General features: G+C 71.3%; 15 protein-coding genes. 6 read left to right on the top strand and 9 right to left on the bottom strand.

Annotation, left to right across the window (positions count from 1 at the left end):
• Positions 1-11: 11 nt before the first annotated feature.
• Together NLX94_RS12035 and NLX94_RS12030 are read right to left on the bottom strand one after the other, a co-directional pair.
• Positions 12-644: a biliverdin-producing heme oxygenase gene (locus NLX94_RS12035; protein ID WP_254382658.1), complete on the bottom strand. Its 633-nt coding sequence runs from the start codon at positions 642-644 to the stop codon at positions 12-14.
• The gene (locus NLX94_RS12030) at positions 641-1,816 is read right to left on the bottom strand and encodes a polyprenyl synthetase family protein (protein ID WP_254382657.1); all 1,176 of its coding nucleotides are present in this window, start codon (positions 1,814-1,816) and stop codon (positions 641-643) included. The genes NLX94_RS12035 and NLX94_RS12030 overlap by 4 nt, the downstream gene beginning before the upstream one ends.
• A 160-nt stretch (positions 1,817-1,976) precedes the next feature.
• Here NLX94_RS12030 and NLX94_RS12025 point away from each other — a divergent pair, with 160 nt between their 5' ends.
• Positions 1,977-2,372, top strand: coding sequence for a hypothetical protein (locus tag NLX94_RS12025; protein ID WP_254382656.1), 396 nt, complete (start codon positions 1,977-1,979; stop codon positions 2,370-2,372).
• A gap of 181 nt (positions 2,373-2,553) precedes the next feature.
• Here NLX94_RS12025 and NLX94_RS12020 read toward each other — a convergent pair whose 3' ends face one another.
• Entirely contained in the window at positions 2,554-3,099 is a 546-nt protein-coding gene (locus NLX94_RS12020) for a hypothetical protein (RefSeq protein WP_254382655.1), read from the bottom strand.
• A gap of 146 nt (positions 3,100-3,245) precedes the next feature.
• On the opposite strand from NLX94_RS12020, the gene NLX94_RS12015 reads away from it, so the two are divergent.
• From NLX94_RS12015 to NLX94_RS12000, 4 genes are read left to right on the top strand one after another with little or no spacing between them, the layout of a single operon-like run.
• Complete coding sequence (locus NLX94_RS12015) at positions 3,246-4,331, top strand: substrate-binding domain-containing protein (RefSeq protein WP_254382654.1); 1,086 nt, start codon at positions 3,246-3,248, stop codon at positions 4,329-4,331.
• A gap of 15 nt (positions 4,332-4,346) precedes the next feature.
• Complete coding sequence (locus NLX94_RS12010) at positions 4,347-5,531, top strand: toxic anion resistance protein (RefSeq protein ID WP_254382653.1); 1,185 nt, start codon at positions 4,347-4,349, stop codon at positions 5,529-5,531.
• Positions 5,528-7,153, top strand: a complete 1,626-nt coding sequence (locus NLX94_RS12005; protein ID WP_254382652.1) for a substrate-binding and VWA domain-containing protein — start codon at positions 5,528-5,530, stop codon at positions 7,151-7,153. Before NLX94_RS12010 ends, NLX94_RS12005 begins: the two co-directional genes overlap by 4 nt.
• Positions 7,140-7,745: a hypothetical protein gene (locus NLX94_RS12000; RefSeq protein WP_254382651.1), complete on the top strand. Its 606-nt coding sequence runs from the start codon at positions 7,140-7,142 to the stop codon at positions 7,743-7,745. Before NLX94_RS12005 ends, NLX94_RS12000 begins: the two co-directional genes overlap by 14 nt.
• A gap of 84 nt (positions 7,746-7,829) precedes the next feature.
• Here NLX94_RS12000 and NLX94_RS11995 read toward each other — a convergent pair whose 3' ends face one another.
• Complete coding sequence (locus NLX94_RS11995) at positions 7,830-9,686, bottom strand: phosphoenolpyruvate carboxykinase (GTP) (protein WP_254382650.1); 1,857 nt, start codon at positions 9,684-9,686, stop codon at positions 7,830-7,832.
• Positions 9,687-9,906: 220 nt separating this feature from the next.
• Between NLX94_RS11995 and NLX94_RS11990 the strand changes: the two genes are divergently transcribed.
• Positions 9,907-10,593 (top strand): hemolysin III family protein, encoded by a 687-nt coding sequence (locus NLX94_RS11990; RefSeq protein ID WP_254382649.1) that lies wholly within the window; start codon positions 9,907-9,909, stop codon positions 10,591-10,593.
• Positions 10,594-10,646: 53 nt separating this feature from the next.
• Here the strand turns inward: NLX94_RS11990 and NLX94_RS11985 are convergent, their stop codons facing one another.
• The 5 genes from NLX94_RS11985 to NLX94_RS11965 form a co-directional block, all read right to left on the bottom strand.
• Positions 10,647-11,711, bottom strand: coding sequence for a virginiamycin B lyase (locus NLX94_RS11985; RefSeq protein ID WP_254382648.1), 1,065 nt, complete (start codon positions 11,709-11,711; stop codon positions 10,647-10,649).
• Between the two features lie 81 nt (positions 11,712-11,792).
• Positions 11,793-14,210, bottom strand: a complete 2,418-nt coding sequence (locus NLX94_RS11980) for a galactose oxidase-like domain-containing protein (RefSeq protein WP_254382647.1) — start codon at positions 14,208-14,210, stop codon at positions 11,793-11,795.
• Positions 14,211-14,232: 22 nt separating this feature from the next.
• Complete coding sequence (locus tag NLX94_RS11975) at positions 14,233-15,417, bottom strand: glycosyltransferase family 2 protein (RefSeq protein WP_254382646.1); 1,185 nt, start codon at positions 15,415-15,417, stop codon at positions 14,233-14,235.
• 6 nt (positions 15,418-15,423) lie between these two features.
• Positions 15,424-17,157 carry an ArnT family glycosyltransferase gene (locus NLX94_RS11970; protein ID WP_374683942.1) on the bottom strand — a complete coding sequence of 578 codons (1,734 nt, stop codon included), beginning with the start codon at positions 17,155-17,157 and terminating at the stop codon, positions 15,424-15,426.
• A gap of 8 nt (positions 17,158-17,165) precedes the next feature.
• The gene (locus NLX94_RS11965; protein ID WP_254382645.1) at positions 17,166-18,461 is read right to left on the bottom strand and encodes a glycosyltransferase; all 1,296 of its coding nucleotides are present in this window, start codon (positions 18,459-18,461) and stop codon (positions 17,166-17,168) included.
• Positions 18,462-18,662 lie beyond the last annotated feature (201 nt).

Raw genomic sequence — 18,662 nt, 5'->3', positions numbered from 1 at the left:
CCACCGCCGCCCTACGCGGCGGTGGCGACGAGGCCCGTGGACAGGGCCTGCGAGATCGCGGCGACGTGGTCGTAGGCCCGCCCGGCGGCGACGATCACGCCCTCCTGCTCCTCCGGCCCGGGGAGCGCCCCGTTCAGCCGCGCCGTGAAGCCGGCCCAGCGCTCGCGGTCACCGGCGGCGTAGTAGGCCACGCCGTCCGTGCCGCTCAGACCGTAGGCCTCGGTCACGTACCGGCGCAGGATCATGCCGCCGAGCGTGGAGCCCTCCAGTACGTAGAGGAACCCGAGCAGGGCCAGGGGGTCCGCGTCCGCCGCGGCGCGGATCTCCCCCGCGAAGGCCGCCGCCCGGGCGGCCGCGAAGGCCGCCGGGAACACGCCGTCCCCGGCGAAGTGCATCAGGTCGCGGTCGATGAGGGGGATCTTGACCAGATCCGCCGACCACACCGAGGCGAGGCACGGGCCCGTGGCGCGGGAGAGCTCGCCCTCCAGCGCCGCCAGGACCGTGCGGTACGCGGCGAGCTGGCCGACGTACCGGTCGAGCGGGAGCGTCCCCGCGAGCATCGCGGCGGAGAAGGCGGTGGCCTCCAGCTCCTCGTGCCGGCCGCGGGTGCTCGCCCGGATGCGCTCGACGACCGTGGGGCTCATGCGCCCTCCCCCTTCAGGAGGGTCGCGTGCAGCCGGTCGATGAGGTGGCCCTTGCGTTCGATCGTCACCTCGAAGTACCGGGCGCTCCGCTCGGAGCGGCACACCCCGCGCACCGCCTCCATCGCGGCGCGCTTCAGCTCCACCGCCTCCGCCGCGAGGGACAGGAGGGTCGTCCGCAGCTCCGGGTGACCGAGCACGAACTCCTTCAGCCGCGGCCCCGCGAGCTCCCCCGACGCGCGCAGGTCGGCGGGTGCGGAGTCGAGGAGTTCGAGGAGGACGCGGTTGCTCAGCTGGCCGAAGTCCTCGTGGGTGCCCCGGCCTCCGAACCCGGGCACGAAGTCGGTCAGGTCGTTGAACAGCTGGCTGGCCAGTCCGAGCCGGCGCATCGCCCCGTCGAGGACCCGGCGTTCGTCCTCCACGACGCCCAGGGCCGCGACTGCCGCGTCCAGCGGCATCCAGAACAGCGTGCCCGTCTTGAGCGCGGCCACCGACTCCCAGAAGGCCACCCGCTCGCGGAGGGGCGCGGCCAGCAGTTCGGCGCGGGTGGGCGCGGTGCGCGTGGAGACGTCGACGGCCTGGCCGGTGAAGCCCCGGCCGACCGAGCGCAGCAGGCTCCGTACGACGGCCGGGTCGGCCGCGTGCTCCAGCGCCGCGGTGATCAGCACGGAGCCCGTGTTGAGGGCGAGCGGGACGCCATGGGTGACGTGGAGGGCGGGCTCGCCGTAGCGGAGGCCGCTGCCGTCCTGGATGTCGTCGAGGGCGACGGCCGCCTTCAGCAGCACGCGGACCGCCACGGCCGCGCGGCGGACCGCCGCCAGGTCCGCGGCATCGGCCTCCTCGCCGTCGGGGCCGGGGAAGCCGCGGTAGTTGCGGTAGGCCCAGAACACCATCGAGGGGCGCAGCGGGGCCCGGCCCGCGGGCGCTCCCGCGGTGGGTGCCAGCGCCTCCTGGCCCACCTTCGAGCCGACGGCGTCGGCCACGGGCTCGTACAGGGCGCGGCCGAGCACGGAGTCGTAGAGGGACGGGTCGTCCGCGGACGGTGGGGCCACCAGGGAGGCCAGGAAGGCCGCCAGGTCCTCCTCCAGGAGCGCCGCGTCGCTGCGGACGACCGCCTCTACGCCCGGTATGCCCGATGCTTCCGGTCTGCCCGACTCGCCTGCGGCCCCAGCCATAACGCCCCACCCCGTACGTACGTGCCGAAAAGAAGAAGAGTGATCGCCGCCACCGGCCGTCACAAGTCCCATTTAAGCCGACACGCAGGACCAAGATTCAGCTCAACTTTAGAACCGATCCAATGTAGGATGGTCTCCTGACCCACGCAGGAGGCCTCCCATGTACGAGCCGATTCGCACCAAGGCGGTCGACCCCCGCATAGGCGGCCACCGCAGCGACTACCCGCGCAGCAGCCGCGCCGAAGCCCTGGACATCCAGCTCGCCGGGCACCTCGCCGCGCTGCTCACCGTGACCGACGAGCTCGGCCTCGACGAGGCCGCCGCCACCATCGCCACCCAGGTGACCCGCCTGCGCGGGGCCCAGCCCGCCCGCGCGCGGCGCTCCGGCGGGGAGCCCGACGCCGGGGTCACCGCCTCGCTGCACCAGCGCGCCCATGACCTCGCGGCCCGTGCGCTGCTCGTCGCCGCGTCGCGCGCCGACACCACGGTCGCGATCCTCGCCGCCGAGCGGATGGATGCGCACGCCGCTGCGCTCGATCTCGTCGGCGCCCACTGACGGCCCCGGTCCGGGGCCGCGGAGGCTCCGGACCGGGTGCCATGCCCTGCGGGGCTTGAACGTGCAGCCCATCCCGCGCGCGGGTCGCGCCCTACGGGCCTGCGGCCCGTGCCGCCCTGCGGGGCTTGTCCCCTACCCGCCCTTCGCCCGTTCCCCGGGGCTCCGCCCCGGACCCCGGTCCTCAAACGCCGGACGGGCTGAGAATGCCGGCATTTCCAGCCTCGCCGGCGTTTGAGGCGTGGGGTCTGGGGCGAAGCCCCAGGGAACGGGCGAAGGGCGGGTCCGGGGCAAAGTCAGCAGCCGCGATGCCGCACCAGGGAATCGCAGCCTGGGGCCAGACCGGGCCCAGGGCCTCCGCACGCTCCGTCGCAGCCGGGGCGACACCCGGGATCTTCATCAGGACCTGCGGGCCCCTGGCCGCCGGGGGCAAAGCCAGGGACTCCGCGCCCCCGGGCCGAGCCGGCGGCGGCTGTTCGCGGAACTCCACCGTGATCACGTAAGCCCCCCGCTCCGGGAAGCCGTTGACCGCCTCTACGGAGGCGACCACGCGACGGCTTGCCGGATCGATCCGGCAATCGGTGATCCGGACATCTTCCGGCGCCGCCCCCGCCGGCCGCACCGCGGGCCGCCCGCCGGCCCACACGTACAGCCCCAGCGGGGCGAAGACCAGCAGTCCCGCCACGAACACCAGGGCGACCAGCCAGCCCTGCCACTTCAACGCGCTCACGCCACCCATGGAACGATCCTCCCGGCCGGCCGCCCCGCGAACCAGCACCCCGGGGCCCACACAGCATTTCGAAGTGGGACCGCCTCGTCACCTCGCGTTCACGCAACTCCGCGCGGAATGTGGGTTTCCGCGAGCACGCTGCACCCGTGAGACGCATCCTAGGAATCGCCCTGGCGGTCCTCCTGATCGGCGGCGTGATAGCCGTCATCGCCCTCGGAGGAAAGAAGCCGGAGGGCACGGCAACGAAGACCGTGCGTGGCGTCATCGGTTCGGAGAAGTCCGAGTTCTTCCGCGACCCCGACGTCGTCAAGGCCCTTGCTGACAAGGGCTACACCGTGAAGACCGAAACCTCGGGCTCCTGGGCGATGGATCAACTCGCCCTTGAGGAGTTCGACTTCGCCTTCCCCAGTAGTGCGGAGCCGGCCGCCGAGATCGAGGTGAAGGCGGGTGTGAAGGGTGCTCAGAACACCAAGCCCTTCTTCTCCCCGCTCGTGGTCATCGCCCGTGCCAACGCGGCCAAGGTGCTCAGCGAGCACGGCCTCGCGAAGGTCACCGGCAAGAACTCCGGCACCCTCCTCCTCGGCCCCTTCCTGAAGGCCGCCGCCGAGGACAAGAAGTGGCAGGAGCTCCAGGGCGGGACCAGCGCCTACCCAGAGCTGAACGGGACGGTGTTCATCAAGACCACCGACCCCACCGCCTCCAATTCGGGCGCGCTCTTCCTCGCCACCACCTCCAACGTCGCCAACGGCACGACCGTCGTCTCCGACGACGCCGCCATCGACCGCACCGCGCCCCTGATGAAGAAGCTGATCTCCGTCCAGGGCTCCCTGGAACAGAGCACGGACGGCCCCTTCCGCGCCTTCATCAGCGGCAGCGGCGAACCGCTCATCCTCGCCTACGAGTCCCAGGTGGCCAGCCTGCTCCAGCAGAAGCAGGACCCGGGCGACATGGTGGTCCTGTACCCGGACACCACCGTCAACTCCCCGCACACCTTCGTGCCGATCAGCGAGAAGGCCGGGGAGCTCGGCTCCCTGCTGGCCACCGACCCGAAGCTGCGCTCGCTCGTGGTCCGCCACGGGTTCCGGCCGACGGAGGGGGTGGCCGAGTTCACCGCGGCCGCCGCGCCGCACACCGCGTACCTCAAGACGGAGCTGACGGGCCTGCGCCAGGTCGGCGCACCGACCACCAAGGTCCTGATGGCGCTGGCCGCGCGCGCCACCGGAAAGGGATAGGGGGACCACCGGACCATGACACTGACACCACCCGAGGACGCTCCGCTCGTCCTCACCGCCCCCGAGCCCGTGGCCCCCGTCAAGCGGGAGCAGGCTTCCGGCCTGGTGCCGCTCCAGGACGGGGTGCGCGAGGAGATGGCCCGCCGGGCCGGGGAGTACGTCGGCTCGCTGGCGGGCATCGACAGCCGCTCCCCCGAGTTCGCGACCCGCATCGGGGAGATCGCCGGGCTCGGCTCCGCAGACATCCGCGGCGCGGCCCAGCAGTCCAACCGGATGCTGGAGCGGGCCGTACGCTCCCTCGACGCGGACGGCGGCGGCAACGCCCAGGCCCGTGTCGCGGGCTCGCTGGTCGAACTGCGGCGCACGGTCGAGGACCTGGACCCGAGCGAGAGCGCCGGCAAGGGCGTGCGCAAGCTGCTGTCCAAGCTGCCCGGCGGCAACAAGTTCCGCGACCACGTGGCCAAGTACGCCTCCTCGCAGGCCACCCTCAACCGGATCGTCGGCGCGCTGCGCGGCGGCCAGGACGAGCTGCGGCGCGACAACGCCGCCCTGCACACCGAGCGCGCCCGCCTGTGGGAGACCATGGGCAAGCTCCAGGAGTACGCGGTCCTCACCGAGGCCCTGGACGCGGCCGTCGAACAGCGGATCGCCGCCCAGAGCGACCCCCAGCAGGCGGACGCGCTGCGCGTGGACGTGCTGTTCCCCGTACGGCAGAAGCACCAGGACCTGCTGACCCAGCTGGCCGTCTGCGCGCAGGGCTACCTGGCGATGGACGTGGTGCGGCGCAACAACGAAGAGCTGATCAAGGGCGTCGACCGGGCCGCGACCACAACGGTGTCCGCGCTGCGGATCGCCGTGATGCTGGCGCAGGCCCTGAACACCCAGGGCGAGGTCATCAAGCAGATCAACACCCTGCGCGACACCACCGAGGGGCTGATCCGCGGCAACGCGGAGATGCTGTCCACGCAGAGCGGGGAGATCCAGCGGATCGCCGCCGATCCGGCAGTCGGCGCGGAGACCCTGCGGACGGCCTTCGCGCAGATCTACAAGACGCTCGACACCATCGACACCTTCAAGGTGCAGGCCACCGAGAACATGGCCGCCACCGTGGAATCCCTGACCGGCGAACTGCAAAACGCGTCCGCGTACCTGGCGCGCACCCGCACCGCGAGCGCCCTGGAAGGCGGGACCGATCGATGAGCATCCGCAGAGCTGTGATGCGCCGGCGGCTCGCCGCGGCGGTGGCGCTGGCCGCCACCCTGCTCGGGGCGAGCGCGTGCACGGAGGACGAGCCCGACGGCAAGGCGAAGCCGGGGAAGACCGCGTACCAGGAGGGCAAGCTCCGCGTCCTGGCCTCCAGCGAGCTGTCCGACCTGGACGAGGTGCTGAAGGCGGCGAAGGCCGCGACCGGGGTCTCGGTGGAGCTGACGATGTCGGGCACCCTCGACGCGGTCGAGCAGATCGCCTCCGGCAAGGCCGACGGCAAGTACGACGCCGTCTGGCTGGCCTCCAACGACTACCTGCGGCTGCGGCCCGAGGCCGCGGGCAAGCTGTCGAGCGAGACCCCGGTGATGTCCTCGCCGGTGGCCCTCGGCGTGAAGCCCGAGGCGCTGGCCCGGCTGGGCTGGAAGCCCGAGTCGGTGACCTGGTCGGCGGTCCACGAGGCCGTGGCCGGCGGGAAGCTGACGTACGGGATGACCGACCCGGTGCGCTCCAACTCCGGTTTCTCCGCACTGGTCTCGGTGGCCTCCGGGCTCTCCGGCGCCCAGGCGGCGCTGACCGACGCGGACGTGGCGAAGGCGCAGCCCCTGCTGAAGGGGTTCTTCACCGGGCAGAAGCTGACCTCGGGCTCCTCCGGCTGGCTGGCCTCGGCGTACGCCCAGCGCGGGAACGTGGACGCGCTGGTGAACTACGAGTCGGTGCTGCTGTCCATGAACCGGGATGCGAAGACGGACCTGACGGTGATCCGGCCGCTCGACGGCGTGGTCACGGCGCACTACCCGCTGACCCTGCTGACCTCGGCCCCGGACGGGGCCCGCGAGTCGGGCCGGGTGCTGACCGAGTACCTGCGCGGCGCCGAGGCGCAGAAGGCGATCACCGAGAAGACCTTCCGGCGGCCCGTCGCGGCCGGGGTGACCCCGGCGGCCGGGCTGAACCCGGACAAGCGGCGCGAGCTCCCCTTCCCGGGCACCCGGTCGGTGGCGGACGGGCTGCTGGCCAGCTACGAGAACGAGCTGCGCCGGCCCTCGCGCACGGTGTACGTGCTGGACACCTCGGGGTCGATGGCCGAGGAGGACCGGATCGGCCGGCTGAAGACGGCGCTCACCGACCTGACGGGGACGGGGAGTTCGGGCACCGGAGAGCGGTTCCGGGACCGGGAGGAGGTCACGCTGGTGCCCTTCGGCGACAAGGTGAAGAAGGTCCTGCCGCACACGGTGGAGCCGGGCAATCCGGGGCCGGCCCTGGACGCGATCCGGGCGGACGTGAAGTCGCTGCGGCCGGACGGGGGCACGGCCATCTACAGCAGTCTGCAGGCGGCCTACCAGCACCTCGGCCAGGGGAACGCGGACGCCTTCACCTCGATCGTGCTGATGACGGACGGCGAGAACACGGCGGGCGCCGGGGCCAAGCAGTTCGACGCCTTCTACGCGGGCCTGCCGGAGGCGCAGAAGCACACCCCGGTCTTCGCGGTGCTGTTCGGCGACTCGGACCGCAAGGAACTCGCCCACATCACCGAACTGACCGGCGGGCGGCTCTTCGACGCCACCGACGGCAACGGTTCGCTGGACGGAGCCTTCGAGGAGATCCGTGGCTACCAGTAGGGCACTGAAGTTCCTCGAGTCCAAGAAGAACCTGGCCGGCAGCGCCTGCGGGCTGGTCGGGGTGGGCCTGACCCTCACCGGGGTGGCCGGCACCTACTGGCCGGTGGTGGTCGCCGGGCTGTACGGGGCGGGCGCGCTGATCGCCCCGCCGGACGTGGCGGCCCCGCCGGTGCCGCCGGAGCCCGCCGAGCAACTGGGCTTCGTACGGGACGACTTCACGCGGCTGCAGGAGTACGTCGGCGAAGTGGACCTGCCGTCGGAGCCGGCCGGGGTGCTGGCCGGGCTGCTGGAGCTGTACGCGGCGATGCTGGAGCCGGGCTGGGTGGCGGGGGTCCTGGCCGCCGACCCGGAGGCGGTGCACGCGCTGACCCGGGCCATCCGCACGGACGTGCCGGAGTGCGTGGACACCTACAACCGGACCCGCTGGTGGACCCGGCTCACGGCGGGCGGCGAATCGCCCGAACGCCACCTGGAGCGGCAGCTGACGCTGCTGCGCGAGGAGGCGGAACGCATGACGGCGGACCTCCGTGAAACGGAGGCCCGCCGTCAGCAGACGCACACGACCTATTTGGAAGGCCGCAGGGAAACCTGAGTCGGGGAATCCCGCGTCAACCCGAGGCCGGGGACAGCCGGCCGCAGGAGTTCGGTGGGGCGAGGGCCCTCGGGCCCGGTGGGATCAGCCCAGGCGCGCGACGAGCGCCTCGTACTGGTCCCACAGTTCCTTCGGGGTGTGGTCGCCGTAGGTGTTCAGGTGCTCGGGGACCAGGGAGGCCTCGTCGCGCCAGACCTCCTTGTCGACCGTGAGCAGGAACTCCAGGTCGGCGGCGGGCAGGTCCAGGCCGTCGGTGTCCAGGGAGGCGACGGTCGGCAGGATGCCGATCGGGGTCTCCACGCCCTCGGCGGTGCCGTCGAGGCGGCCGACGATCCACTTCAGGACGCGGCTGTTCTCGCCGAAGCCGGGCCACACGAACTTGCCCGCGTCGTTCTTGCGGAACCAGTTCACGTAGTAGATCTTCGGGAGCTTGGACTGGTCCTTGTCCTTGGCCACGTCGACCCAGTGACCCATGTAGTCGCCCATGTTGTAGCCGCAGAACGGCAGCATGGCGAAGGGGTCGCGGCGCAGCTCGCCGACCTTGCCCTCGGCGGCGGCGGTCTTCTCGGAGGCGATGTTCGAGCCGATGAAGACGCCGTGGTTCCAGTCGAAGGACTCGGTGACCAGCGGCACGGCGGAGGCGCGGCGGCCGCCGAAGAGGATCGCGGAGATCGGGACGCCCTTGGGGTCCTCCCACTCGGAGGCGATCGTCGGGCACTGCGAGGCCGGGACGGCGAAGCGGGCGTTCGGGTGGGCCGCCGGAGTCTCGGACTCCGGGGTCCAGGCGTTGCCCTTCCAGTCGATCAGCTGGGCGGGGGCTTCCTCGGTCATGCCCTCCCACCAGACGTCGGAGCCGTCCGGGGTGAGCGCGACGTTGGTGAAGACGGTGTTGGCGTACATGGTCTTCATGGCGTTGGCGTTGGTGTGCTCGCCGGTGCCGGGGGCCACGCCGAAGAAGCCGGCCTCGGGGTTGATCGCGTAGAGACGGCCGTCCTCGCCGAAGCGCATCCAGGCGATGTCGTCACCGACGGTCTCGACGGTCCAGCCGGGGATGGTGGGCTCCAGCATGGCCAGGTTGGTCTTGCCGCAGGCGGAGGGGAAGGCCGCAGCGATGTACTTCGGCTCGGCGGTGGCGCCCTCGCCGGCCGGCGGGGTGAGCTTGAGGATCAGCATGTGCTCGGCGAGCCAGCCCTCGTCGCGGGCCATGACGGACGCGATGCGCAGGGCGTAGCACTTCTTGCCGAGCAGGGCGTTGCCGCCGTAGCCCGAGCCGTAGGACCAGATCTCGCGGGTCTCGGGGAAGTGCGAGATGTACTTGGTGGTGTTGCACGGCCACGGCACGTCGTCCTGGCCCTCGGCGAGCGGAGCGCCGAGGGTGTGGACGGCCTTGACGAAGAACCCGTCGGTGCCGAGCTCGTCGAGGACGGCCTGTCCCATGCGGGTCATGGTGCGCATCGCGACGGCGACGTAGGCGGAGTCGGTGATCTCGACGCCGATGGCGGAGAGCTCCGAGCCGAGGGGGCCCATGCAGAAGGGGACCACGTACATGGTGCGGCCCTTCATGGAGCCGCGGAAGATGCCGCCCTCCTCGCCCTTGCCGGCGAAGAGCTCCTTCATCTCGGAAGGGGCCTTCCAGTGGTTGGTCGGGCCCGCGTCCTCCTCCTTCTCGGAGCAGATGAAGGTCCGGTCCTCGACGCGCGCGACGTCGGAGGGGTCGGAGGCCGCGTAGTACGAGTTCGGGCGCTTGGCCGGGTCCAGCTTCTTGAAGGTGCCCTTGGAGACGAGCTCCTCGCAGAGGGCCTCGTACTCGGCCTCGGAGCCGTCACACCAGACGATGCGGTCAGGCTGGGTGAGGGCGGCGATGTCGCCGACCCAGGAGATGAGCTCCTGGTGCTTGGTGGGGACGTCGGAAGTGGTGCCAGCCGCGATGTCGCGCGCCACGATCGCTCCTTGTTGAGGGGTTTGATTTGTGATTGCCCCGTGGGGGCCGCGACCCGGACGCTTCGCGCTCCGCTCATCCGGTGTCGACCGCACTCATCTGATCATCCGGTGGATGTGCGCATATGTCCAGGGGGCTTCTCACGTGAGCATCGCCACTCCGGTCAATCTTCCGTAAAGCGCACTAACGGAAACCTACGCAACCGTAGGTAGCATGGCCGCTATGACTTCTGACGCCGCTGCCGTGGCCGCTCCGGTGGTCGAACCCGCCGATCAGGAGGCCAAGCCGCTCATGCGCGGCTGGCTGCACACCGGCATGTTCCCCGCCGTGGTGATCGCGGGCCTGGTCCTGATGGCCTTCACCGATTCGACCCGGGCCCGGGTGGCGTGCGGGGTGTACGTCCTCACCGCGTGCCTGCTCTTCGGAGTCAGCGCCGTCTACCACCGCGGTACGTGGGGCCCGCGCGGCGAGGCCATCCTGCGGCGGCTCGACCACGCCAACATCTTCCTGATCATCGCGGGCACGTACACCCCGCTGACCGTGCTGCTGCTGCCCGACTCCACCGGGCGGACCCTGCTGTGGGCGGTCTGGATCGCGGCGGCGGCCGGCATCGCCTTCCGCGTCTTCTGGGTCGGCGCCCCGCGCTGGCTGTACACCCCCTGCTACATCGCCATGGGCTGGGCGGCCGTCTTCTTCCTCCCCGACTTCATGCGCACCGGCGGCATCGCCGTCCTGGTCCTGGTCATCGTCGGCGGCCTGCTCTACAGCGTCGGCGGCGTCATCTACGGCATGAAGCGGCCGAACCCCTCACCCCGCTTCTTCGGCTTCCACGAGGTCTTCCACTCGCTGACGCTGGCCGCCTTCGTCGCCCATTACGTGGGCATCTCGATCGCCGCCTACCAGCACTGAGCCGTCTCCTCCGGACCGGACGGGTGCCCCCCGTACGGTCCGAAAGGCAGGACTCAGGGCTTGCCGTGGCCGTGGTCGCCGACCGTCACGCGTCCCACCTTGTTGCCGAGCAGCTCCGTGAACCACATGTTCCCGTCGGGACCCTTCGCGATGTGGAAGGGGGTGCTGCCCTGGTTCGGGGTGGGCAGCGGGAACTCGGTGAGCTCCCCCCGCGGGGTGATGCGGCCGATCCGGTCGCTGTTGGACTCGGTGAACCAGAGGTTCCCGTCCGGGCCCGCCGCGATGCCGATCGGGCCGCTGTTGGCGTCCGGCAGCGGGAAGAACCGCAGGTCGCCGCGCGGAGTGATCCGGCCGATCGCCTGGCCGAGGCCGCCGCTGTCGGTGAACCAGAGGTTCCCGTCGGGGCCGGCGGCGATGTTGAAGGGGGCGCCCTCGGGGTTCGGCAGGGGGAAGAGCTTCACCGTGCCGCGCGGGGTGATCCGCCCGATCGTGTTCTTGAAGGGCGAGGTGAACCACAGGTTCCCGTCCGGGCCGGCGGTGATCCGGTACGGCAGGGTCTCGGGCGGGAGCGCGAACTGCGTGATCGTGCCGCGGGGCGTGATGCGGCCGATCTTGTTCGCCCCGTTCTCGGCGAACCAGACGTTCCCGTCCGGCCCCCTGGTGATGCCGTAGGGGAAGCTGTCCGCCTGCGGCAGCGGGAACTCGGTGACCTTGCCCTGCGGGGTGATCCGCGCGATGTGGTTGTGGCCGGACTCGGTGAACCACAGGTTTCCGTCGGCGCCCGAGGTGATGTCGTCCGGGAACCGCTCGGGGTGGGGCAGCGGGAATTCCTTGATCCTGCCCTGCGGGGTGATCCGGCCGATCTTGTTGAACGGGGTCGCCTGGATCGTGAACCAGACGTTCCCGTCGGGGCCGCCCGTGATCCCCGCCGGGTTGGCGCCTTCGGTCGGCACGGCGAACTCGACGATCCTTCCGACGGGACCCTCGTCGCCCCCGTGCGGCCCGGCGAAGGCCGGGCCGGGCACGCTGAGCAGGGTGCAGGCGAACAGGACGGCGAGGCGCCGCCACCGGGCCGGAGCTCGGTGGCGGCGCTGGCTGGGCAGGGTGGTCTCGGGCATGGGCCCAAGGTAGAAGGAACGTCCTATTCCGGTTGACTTCGACGGGCTGTCAAACGGGTGCTCCTCCCCCTGCCCGGGGCCTCAGCAGGCGTAGCCGTCGCCGTCCGGGTCCAGGCGCAGCGGGTCGCTTCCGTTGACCTTCATGCGCGTCGGGTACTTGTGGGTGGCCAGCCAGTCGCAGCGGGCCTTGGTCGTCGCCTTCACCTCCGCCGGGAAACGCGTGGGCACGCACACGTTGGCCGTGCCGTAGTGCCGGTCGCAGCCGGCCACGTTCGGGGCCACCGGGGCCGAGTCCCGCTTCGCGGGGTTCTGCTTCGGTGCCGCCAGCTTGTTCGCGAAGGTGTGCTCGTGCGCGGTCGGGGGCTCGGCGGTGGCCGCCAGGGCCGACGGGCCGCCGATGTGCACCCACTTCGCGATGGACGGGATGCCGTTCGCGTCGACCGCGAAGAGCATGTACCAGCCGGGCGGGGCCAGGTTCGGGTTGCTGGTGACGTTCAGGTCGATGGTGGTGCCGTTGACGACCGTGAGCGGCAGGTCCACGAACCGCTGGTTCGGGTCCGAGGAGTGGGTGACCGCCGCCGGACGGATCAGCTCCGCCTTGGCCACCGGCCGGTTGACGGTGATCCGCTGCGTGTCCCCGTACGTCCACTGGGTGTCGATCACCGAGGTGATCTGCGGGCGCGCCCCCTTGAAGAGGTACGGCGGGCTGTAGATCGACACGTTGTGGTTGTACGTGCCGTTGCCCGGGTTGTCGCCGACCGACATGACGCGGCCGTCCGGCATCAGGAACGACGCCGAGTGGTAGGTCCGCGGGATCGGGTCGGTGGCCAGGCCCGCCTGGTAGGTGTTGGTGGTCGGGTCGAAGAACGAGGCCTCGTACACCGGGTCGGCCCGGTCGTGCAGCCCGCCGCCGGTCTCCAGCACCTTGCCGTCCGGCAGCAGCACGGCCGACACGAACATCTTGCCCTCGGCGCCGGTCTGCGGCCGCTTGCCCTGGCCCTGGTCGACCAGGCCCTGCGGGATGTCGGGGCCGGCGGTGTAGGCGGGGCTCGGCTGCTTCAGGTCGATGATGTCGGTGAGCCGGTTCGCGGCCGGGTTGCGCTCGTTGTTGCCGCCGCCGATGGTCAGGACCCGCTGGTCCTGCGCCGGGGGCAGCAGCACGCTCGCCGACTCGTCGCGCTCGTCCTTGTTGCGCAGGCCGGGCACGTCGGTGATGGTGTTGGCGTCGTAGTCGTAGACGGAGGCGCCGGTGCCCGGGGTGCCGTTGCCGAAGGTGTGGCTGCCCGAGTAGAAGAGCCGCCCGTCCTGCATGAGGATCATCGACGGGTACAGGCCCCAGTACGACCAGGTCTGGTTGACCTCGTTCATCGGCAGCCACTTGTTCTGCGCCGCCGAGAACTTCTCCGCGGTCACGTTGCCCGTGGAGTCCTCCTTCAGCCCGCCGAAGGAGATGACGTCACCGTTGCCGAGGATCGTCGCGGACGGGTACCAGTGCCCGCCGTTCATGTCGTTCGTCTTCGTGTACTTCTCGGTCACCGGGTCGAAGGTGTACGAGTCCTTCAGCCCCTGGTAGCCGATCGTGCCGTCGGCCGAGGGGTAGCCCTTGTTGCCGCTCATCACCAGCACCCGGCCGTCGGACAGCTGGACGTGGCCGGAGCAGAACATGTCCACGGGCGTGGGGATCGTCTTGAACGAGCCGTTCGCCGGGTCGTAGACGGCGGAGGTGAAGGTGCCCGCGTTGAACTGGGCGATGTCGTTGCCCGAGCCCGCGATCAGCAGCACCTTGCCGTTCTTCAGCACGACGGCGTGCATGGAGCGCACCGGGTTCTTGGCGGCGATCACCTCCCACTTGCCCTTGGCGCACTCCGTGGCCGTGCCCGTGCAGGTGGGCTGCGGCGGGACCGCGCCCACCTCCTCCAGGGCGTAGTCGTCGGTGGTGAGCGTGCCCACCCCGTAGACGGACAGCCCCCACGCGATCTTGTCGGTGTTCGGCGGGACCGCGGGCGTACGGACCTCCGTGCGCGCCCACGCGGCGCTGACGGGGGGATTCTGCAGATCGGTCCAGTACTGCCAGCCCGCCACCGTGTCGTGGCGGAACACGGTCACCGACACGTCCGGGGTGTTCGACTTGTACCAGGCCGACAGGTCGTACTGCTTGCCCGGTACGACCGTCGGGGCGCAGGTGCCGTTCTCGGTGACCAGGGCCTTGCGGTCGCCGTCGACCCGGCGGGTGAGCGAGACCCGCATCGCCTTGGTGCCGGAGTGCGCGTCGGCGACGGTGGCGAAGCTGAAGTCGTTGTCGCCCCAGCCGGACTTCGACCAGCAGGACGGCATGTCGGAACCGGCCGGGCCGGCGGTCTCGAAGCCGGGGTTGGTGAGCAGGTTGGGCGGTCCGGCCGTGGCCTGCTGCGGTGCGGTCAGCAGCAGGCCCGCGGTCATCGCCCCGACGGCCAGCAGGGCGGCCCGCCACCCTGCCCTGCGCCGGTTTTTCCTCTCCATGCGGAGCATCCCTTCGTGCGGCTCAACTCGTGCGGGTGCGGCCCGCCTTGCGCGGGAGGTAGACGAGTGCCTCCGTCGCCGCGAAGCGCAGGACGAAGGTGGTGACCAGCGCGAGCGCGGTCGCGGACAGGACGCCGAAGCCCCAAGTGCCGACGAAGACCGCGATCAGCGGGATCCGCAGCAGCAGATCGGCGTTGGCCAGCAGCGTGAAGCGCCCGAGCCGGTCGGCCCAGTGGCGGTGGCGGCGCCGGTCGCGGAAGAGCAGGGTCTCGATGAGGAGGAAGTTCCACAGCACCCCGGCCTGGTTCGCCACCACCTCGGCGACCAGGTAGTTCATCCCGGTCTGCGTGAGCATCCACAGTGCGGCCAGGTTCGGCACGAAGCCGGAGAGCCCGACCAGCCCGAAGCCGATCATGCGGGCCAGCGGGGTCGAGGAGCGCAGCGAGGCGAGGTGGGTGAGGAAGCGCAGCCCTTCGCGGGCGGTGGACTTGGACTCCCCCGAGAAGCGGTCCTGGAAGACGAAGGGCACCTCGGCGACCCTGGCCGGCCGGCAGCGCACGGCCAGCTCCAGCAGGATCTTGTAGCCCAGGGGCTTCAGCGCCTCCTCGGTGACCGCCGAACGGCGCATCGCGAAGAACCCGCTCATCGGGTCGCTGATCCCGCGCAGGGCGCGCGGGAAGAGCCCCCTGGTCAGCCAGGTCGCCCCGCGCGACACCGCGATCCGGTAGCTCCCGGCGAGCCCGGCCCGGCTGCCCCCGGCGATGTAGCGGGAGGCCACGACCAGGTCGGCGCCGGTGCGCGCGCCCTCCCCGACGAGCTCGGGGACCAGGTGGGGCGGGTGCTGGAGGTCGGCGTCCATGACGACGATCCAGTCGGTGTCCGCCCGGCCGATCCCCTCCACGACGGCCCCGCCGAGCCCGCCGTCGGGGCTCTCGCGGTGCAGGACCTCCACCGGGAAGGCGCATTCCAGGGCGGCCTTCTCGATGACGGCCGGGGTGTCGTCCGTGGAGTCGTCGACGAACAGCACCGACACGGGCAGGTGCGCGGGCAGCGCGGCGGCCAGCCGGCCCAGCAGCTCGGTGATGTTCCCGGACTCGTTGAAGGTCGGGATGATGAGGGTGACGCTGCCGGGGGCCGGCGCCTCGGCGGCGGCCTCCGGGAGGTGCGGAGCGAGGGGGGCGTGCGGAGCCCACAGGTCTTCGCTCATGCCGGATCAACTCCCCTTGACGGTGGCGGCCGTGGGGTCGTTGCTGCCCGCCGTGTCCGTGCGCCGGATCTCGATGCGGTCCTCGCCCGTGCCGAAGACGGCGACGGCCGTCGAGTTCTCCAGGGCCGCCTTCACGTTCGGCAGCTGCACCGCGTCGCGCCGGACGGTGGGCGAGGAGACCACGTAGTCGATGTCCCGCCAGCCGCCCGGCAGGGTCTTGGTGACCGCCGGGTCCAGGTCGGCCTTGTAGAACCAGATGGCCCCGAGCCCCGGGTCGAACCCGTGGTGGACGGCGTCCAGCCACAGCGCGTCGTCGACCAGCACGCGGGTCGTGGCGGGATCGCTCACCTCGCGCCCGAGCCAGGCCGCGGCCTGCCGGTACGGGGCGTTCGCGTCGACGGTGAGGGCCGTGCGGTTGCCGTCGTACCAGCGCGGGAGGAGGTACACGGCGGCCGAGGCGGCCAGTACGCCGATCAGCGCCCACCGCCCGTAGGCCAGTGCGCGGCGCTCCCCCGGCGCTCGGCGGCGGCGCAGCACGGCGTGGGTGACGCTGGCCGCGCCCCCGGCGAGGACCAGCGCCAGGAACGGCAGCGCCTGGATCACGTACATCGCCGGCAGGTAGCCGGAGGGGCGCATGGCGACGAGGGCGAGGATGACCACGGCCAGCGCCGGGCCGGCGAGCGCCCGGGCCGTGACCGACCAGCGGAAGGTGACCAGGAGCAGGACCGCGCCGGCCAGGCCGCCGAGCGGCAGCACGGTGTCGTAGTACAGCCAGGACTCGAAGACCCCGTGCGAGCCGGAGCCGGGGTCGAGGATGAAGCCGGAGCCTTCCCGGCCCATCTGGTAGACGATGCCGCCGATGAGGGAGACGTGGCCGGAGCCGGGCAGCAGCTCGCCGTTGAGCAGTGCGTAGAGCGGGTACGTCACGCCGATGAGCACGCAGGCGGTGACGGCTCCGGTGACGGCGAACTTGCGGGTGTCGCGGTGGCTGTGGCGCCACATCGTCACCAGCAGCGCCGGGAGCACCACCAGCATCGTCTCCTTGGTGAGGACGGCGGTGGCGGCCGCCAGTCCGGAGGCGAAGTGGTGCCACAGGTGGCGGCTGGGGGACGCGGCGAGGCAGAAGGCCAGCAGCATCCACATGACGGCGATGTTGTCGAGGAAGATCTCCCGCTGGAGCACGACGGAGAGCGGGGAGAGCCCGAACAGGCCCATGGCGAGACCGGCCGCCCAGCGCGGCAGCCAGAGCCGGCGCGCGAGCACGTACAGCAGGACCGCGCTGGCGGCGGAGACCGCGAGCATCGAGAACCGCATCGGCGCGACGGTCATCGACTCGGGGACGAACAGGGACGGCAGGTAGGTGAGGCCCGCTATCTGGATCCAGCCGAGCGGGGGGTGGTCGTACCAGAAGGTGTAGTGCGCCAGCCCCTTGCCCTGCTGGACGGCCCAGGCCTGGGCGAGGTAGGTGCCCTCGTCGTCGCTGAGCGTCGGGAAGTTGGTGATGTTCCAGCCCTGGACGAGGAGGATCGCGAGCAGCAGCGTCCCGCACAGGATCAGGTCGGGGCGCGAGGAGCGGAACCGGACGAGCGGGCGGGCCGAGGACGGGCGGACCCCGAGGCCGCCGGTCCGCTGGCGCGGGATGAGGGCGGCCTCGGTGGTGGCGGTCGCAGCGGTGGCGGTGGCAGTGGCGGCGGGCTCGACCGCGGTCGAGCCGGACTGGGGATCAGTGGCCGTGGGCAGGGTGGCGGTCACCGGTGGCTGTCCTCTCGGGTGAGGGTCTTCGGGCTGCTCGGGGCACCGGACGACGAGGCGAGGTGGGCTCCCGTGTGACTGGTGAGCTCCCACTCGTTGCGCCCGCGCTGCTCGCGCCAGACCGCACGGATCGCGGCACCGGCCAGCATCACCTGGTAGAACGGGCCGCCGACGACGAGCTTGACGTAGTGCAGGAAACGCACCCGCAGCCCGTACTGGCGGCCGAAGTCGTGCAGGCCGACCACTTCGAAGACGAAGGTCGCGATCGCGGTGATCATCGGCAGGAAGGTGACGATCGCGACGCCGACGGGCACGTCGAGGAAGACCGCCACGGCGAAGTTCACCGGGATGATGACCCCGGAGGCCGCCTGCATGAACGGGGACATGAGCGTGTAGCGGGCCAGCAGGCGCTGGCCGCGGCCGGGCAGCTGCTGCCAGTCCTTCTTGCGGTACACCTGGAGGAATCCCTGGTTCCAGCGGGTGCGCTGCTTGAGCAGGCTGAGCAGGGAGCCCGGGGTCTCCTCGCGGGTCACCATGTCGGAGTCGTAGGCGACGACCACCTTCTTGCCGACGGAGGACAGCCGTACGCCCAGGTCGCAGTCCTCGGCGAGGCAGTTCGGGTCCCAGCCGCCGGCCTCGCGCAGCACCTCGGTGCGCACGAAGACGGTGTTGCCGCCGAGCGGGATGAAGCCCTTCTCGGCGTGCAGGTGCAGCCGGGAGCGGAACCAGAAGAAGTACTCCAGGCAGTTGCGCAGGCTGTACCAGCTGGAGTGGAAGTTGATGAGCTGGACCCCGCCCTGGACCACGTCGGCGTCGGTGACGCGGAAGGCGTGGTCCACGTGGGACAGCAGCTCGGGGTGGACCTGGTCCTCGGCGTCGAAGACCCCGACGATGTCGCCGCGGCAGTGCGGGAGGGCGGTGTTGAGGGCCTTCGGCTTGTTCTTGGCCTCGTGGTGGTCGGTGATGACGCGTACGAGACCGGGCGCACGGGCGGCGGCCCGCTCGGCCACCTCCGCGGTCCCGGGGTCGTCGTGGCCGACGATCACGATGATCTCGTAGTCGTGGTGGCTCGATTCCAGGAGCCGTTCGATGGTGTGCTCCAGGACCGCCTGTTCGTGGCGGGCCGGCAGCAGCAGGGAGAAGGCCAGCCGGCCGCCGCCGTCGGGGCGGTCGAAGCGGGTCGAGGCGAGCGTCTCGGGCGTCCGCCAGGCATGCATCTGCCACCAGAGCGTGAACGCCGCCATCCAGAAGAGCGCGAGCGAGACGACACAGATGAATACGGATATGAGCAAAGCGTCCCCCAAGACATGCCGCAACCCCAGGCGGCGATCCTTCCAACCCCCCGGGGACAGGCACGCGCGGCAGGCTCCCCAGCCCGCCGCCCTCGTCCCGTCCCCGATTCCCCCCCGTGCGCAACCCCCGGTGCGCTGTGCGCCGGCGCCCCCTGGCGCCGACGGTGACTGATCGGTGACTCCGAAGTCATGAGACTAGGC

This window comes from Streptomyces sp. TBY4, assembly GCF_024213195.1.
In the GTDB taxonomy this organism is placed as follows: Bacteria; Actinomycetota; Actinomycetes; order Streptomycetales; family Streptomycetaceae; genus Streptomyces.
Note: the sequence above shows the minus strand (reverse complement) of the source record. Positions and strands in the feature narration are given on the sequence as shown.

Excerpts from the sequence above, each read along its gene's own strand:
- NLX94_RS12005 (WP_254382652.1), top strand. The coding sequence starts at position 5,528 with ATGAGCATCCGCAGAGCTGTGATGCGCCGGCGGCTCGCCGCGGCGGTG.
- NLX94_RS11980 (WP_254382647.1), bottom strand. The coding sequence starts at position 14,210 with ATGGAGAGGAAAAACCGGCGCAGGGCAGGGTGGCGGGCCGCCCTGCTG.
- NLX94_RS11985 (WP_254382648.1), bottom strand. The coding sequence starts at position 11,711 with ATGCCCGAGACCACCCTGCCCAGCCAGCGCCGCCACCGAGCTCCGGCC.
- NLX94_RS12030 (WP_254382657.1), bottom strand. The coding sequence starts at position 1,816 with ATGGCTGGGGCCGCAGGCGAGTCGGGCAGACCGGAAGCATCGGGCATA.
- NLX94_RS11990 (WP_254382649.1), top strand. The coding sequence starts at position 9,907 with ATGACTTCTGACGCCGCTGCCGTGGCCGCTCCGGTGGTCGAACCCGCC.
- NLX94_RS12010 (WP_254382653.1), top strand. The coding sequence starts at position 4,347 with ATGACACTGACACCACCCGAGGACGCTCCGCTCGTCCTCACCGCCCCC.
- NLX94_RS12035 (WP_254382658.1), bottom strand. The coding sequence starts at position 644 with ATGAGCCCCACGGTCGTCGAGCGCATCCGGGCGAGCACCCGCGGCCGG.
- NLX94_RS11975 (WP_254382646.1), bottom strand. The coding sequence starts at position 15,417 with ATGAGCGAAGACCTGTGGGCTCCGCACGCCCCCCTCGCTCCGCACCTC.
- NLX94_RS12025 (WP_254382656.1), top strand. The coding sequence starts at position 1,977 with ATGTACGAGCCGATTCGCACCAAGGCGGTCGACCCCCGCATAGGCGGC.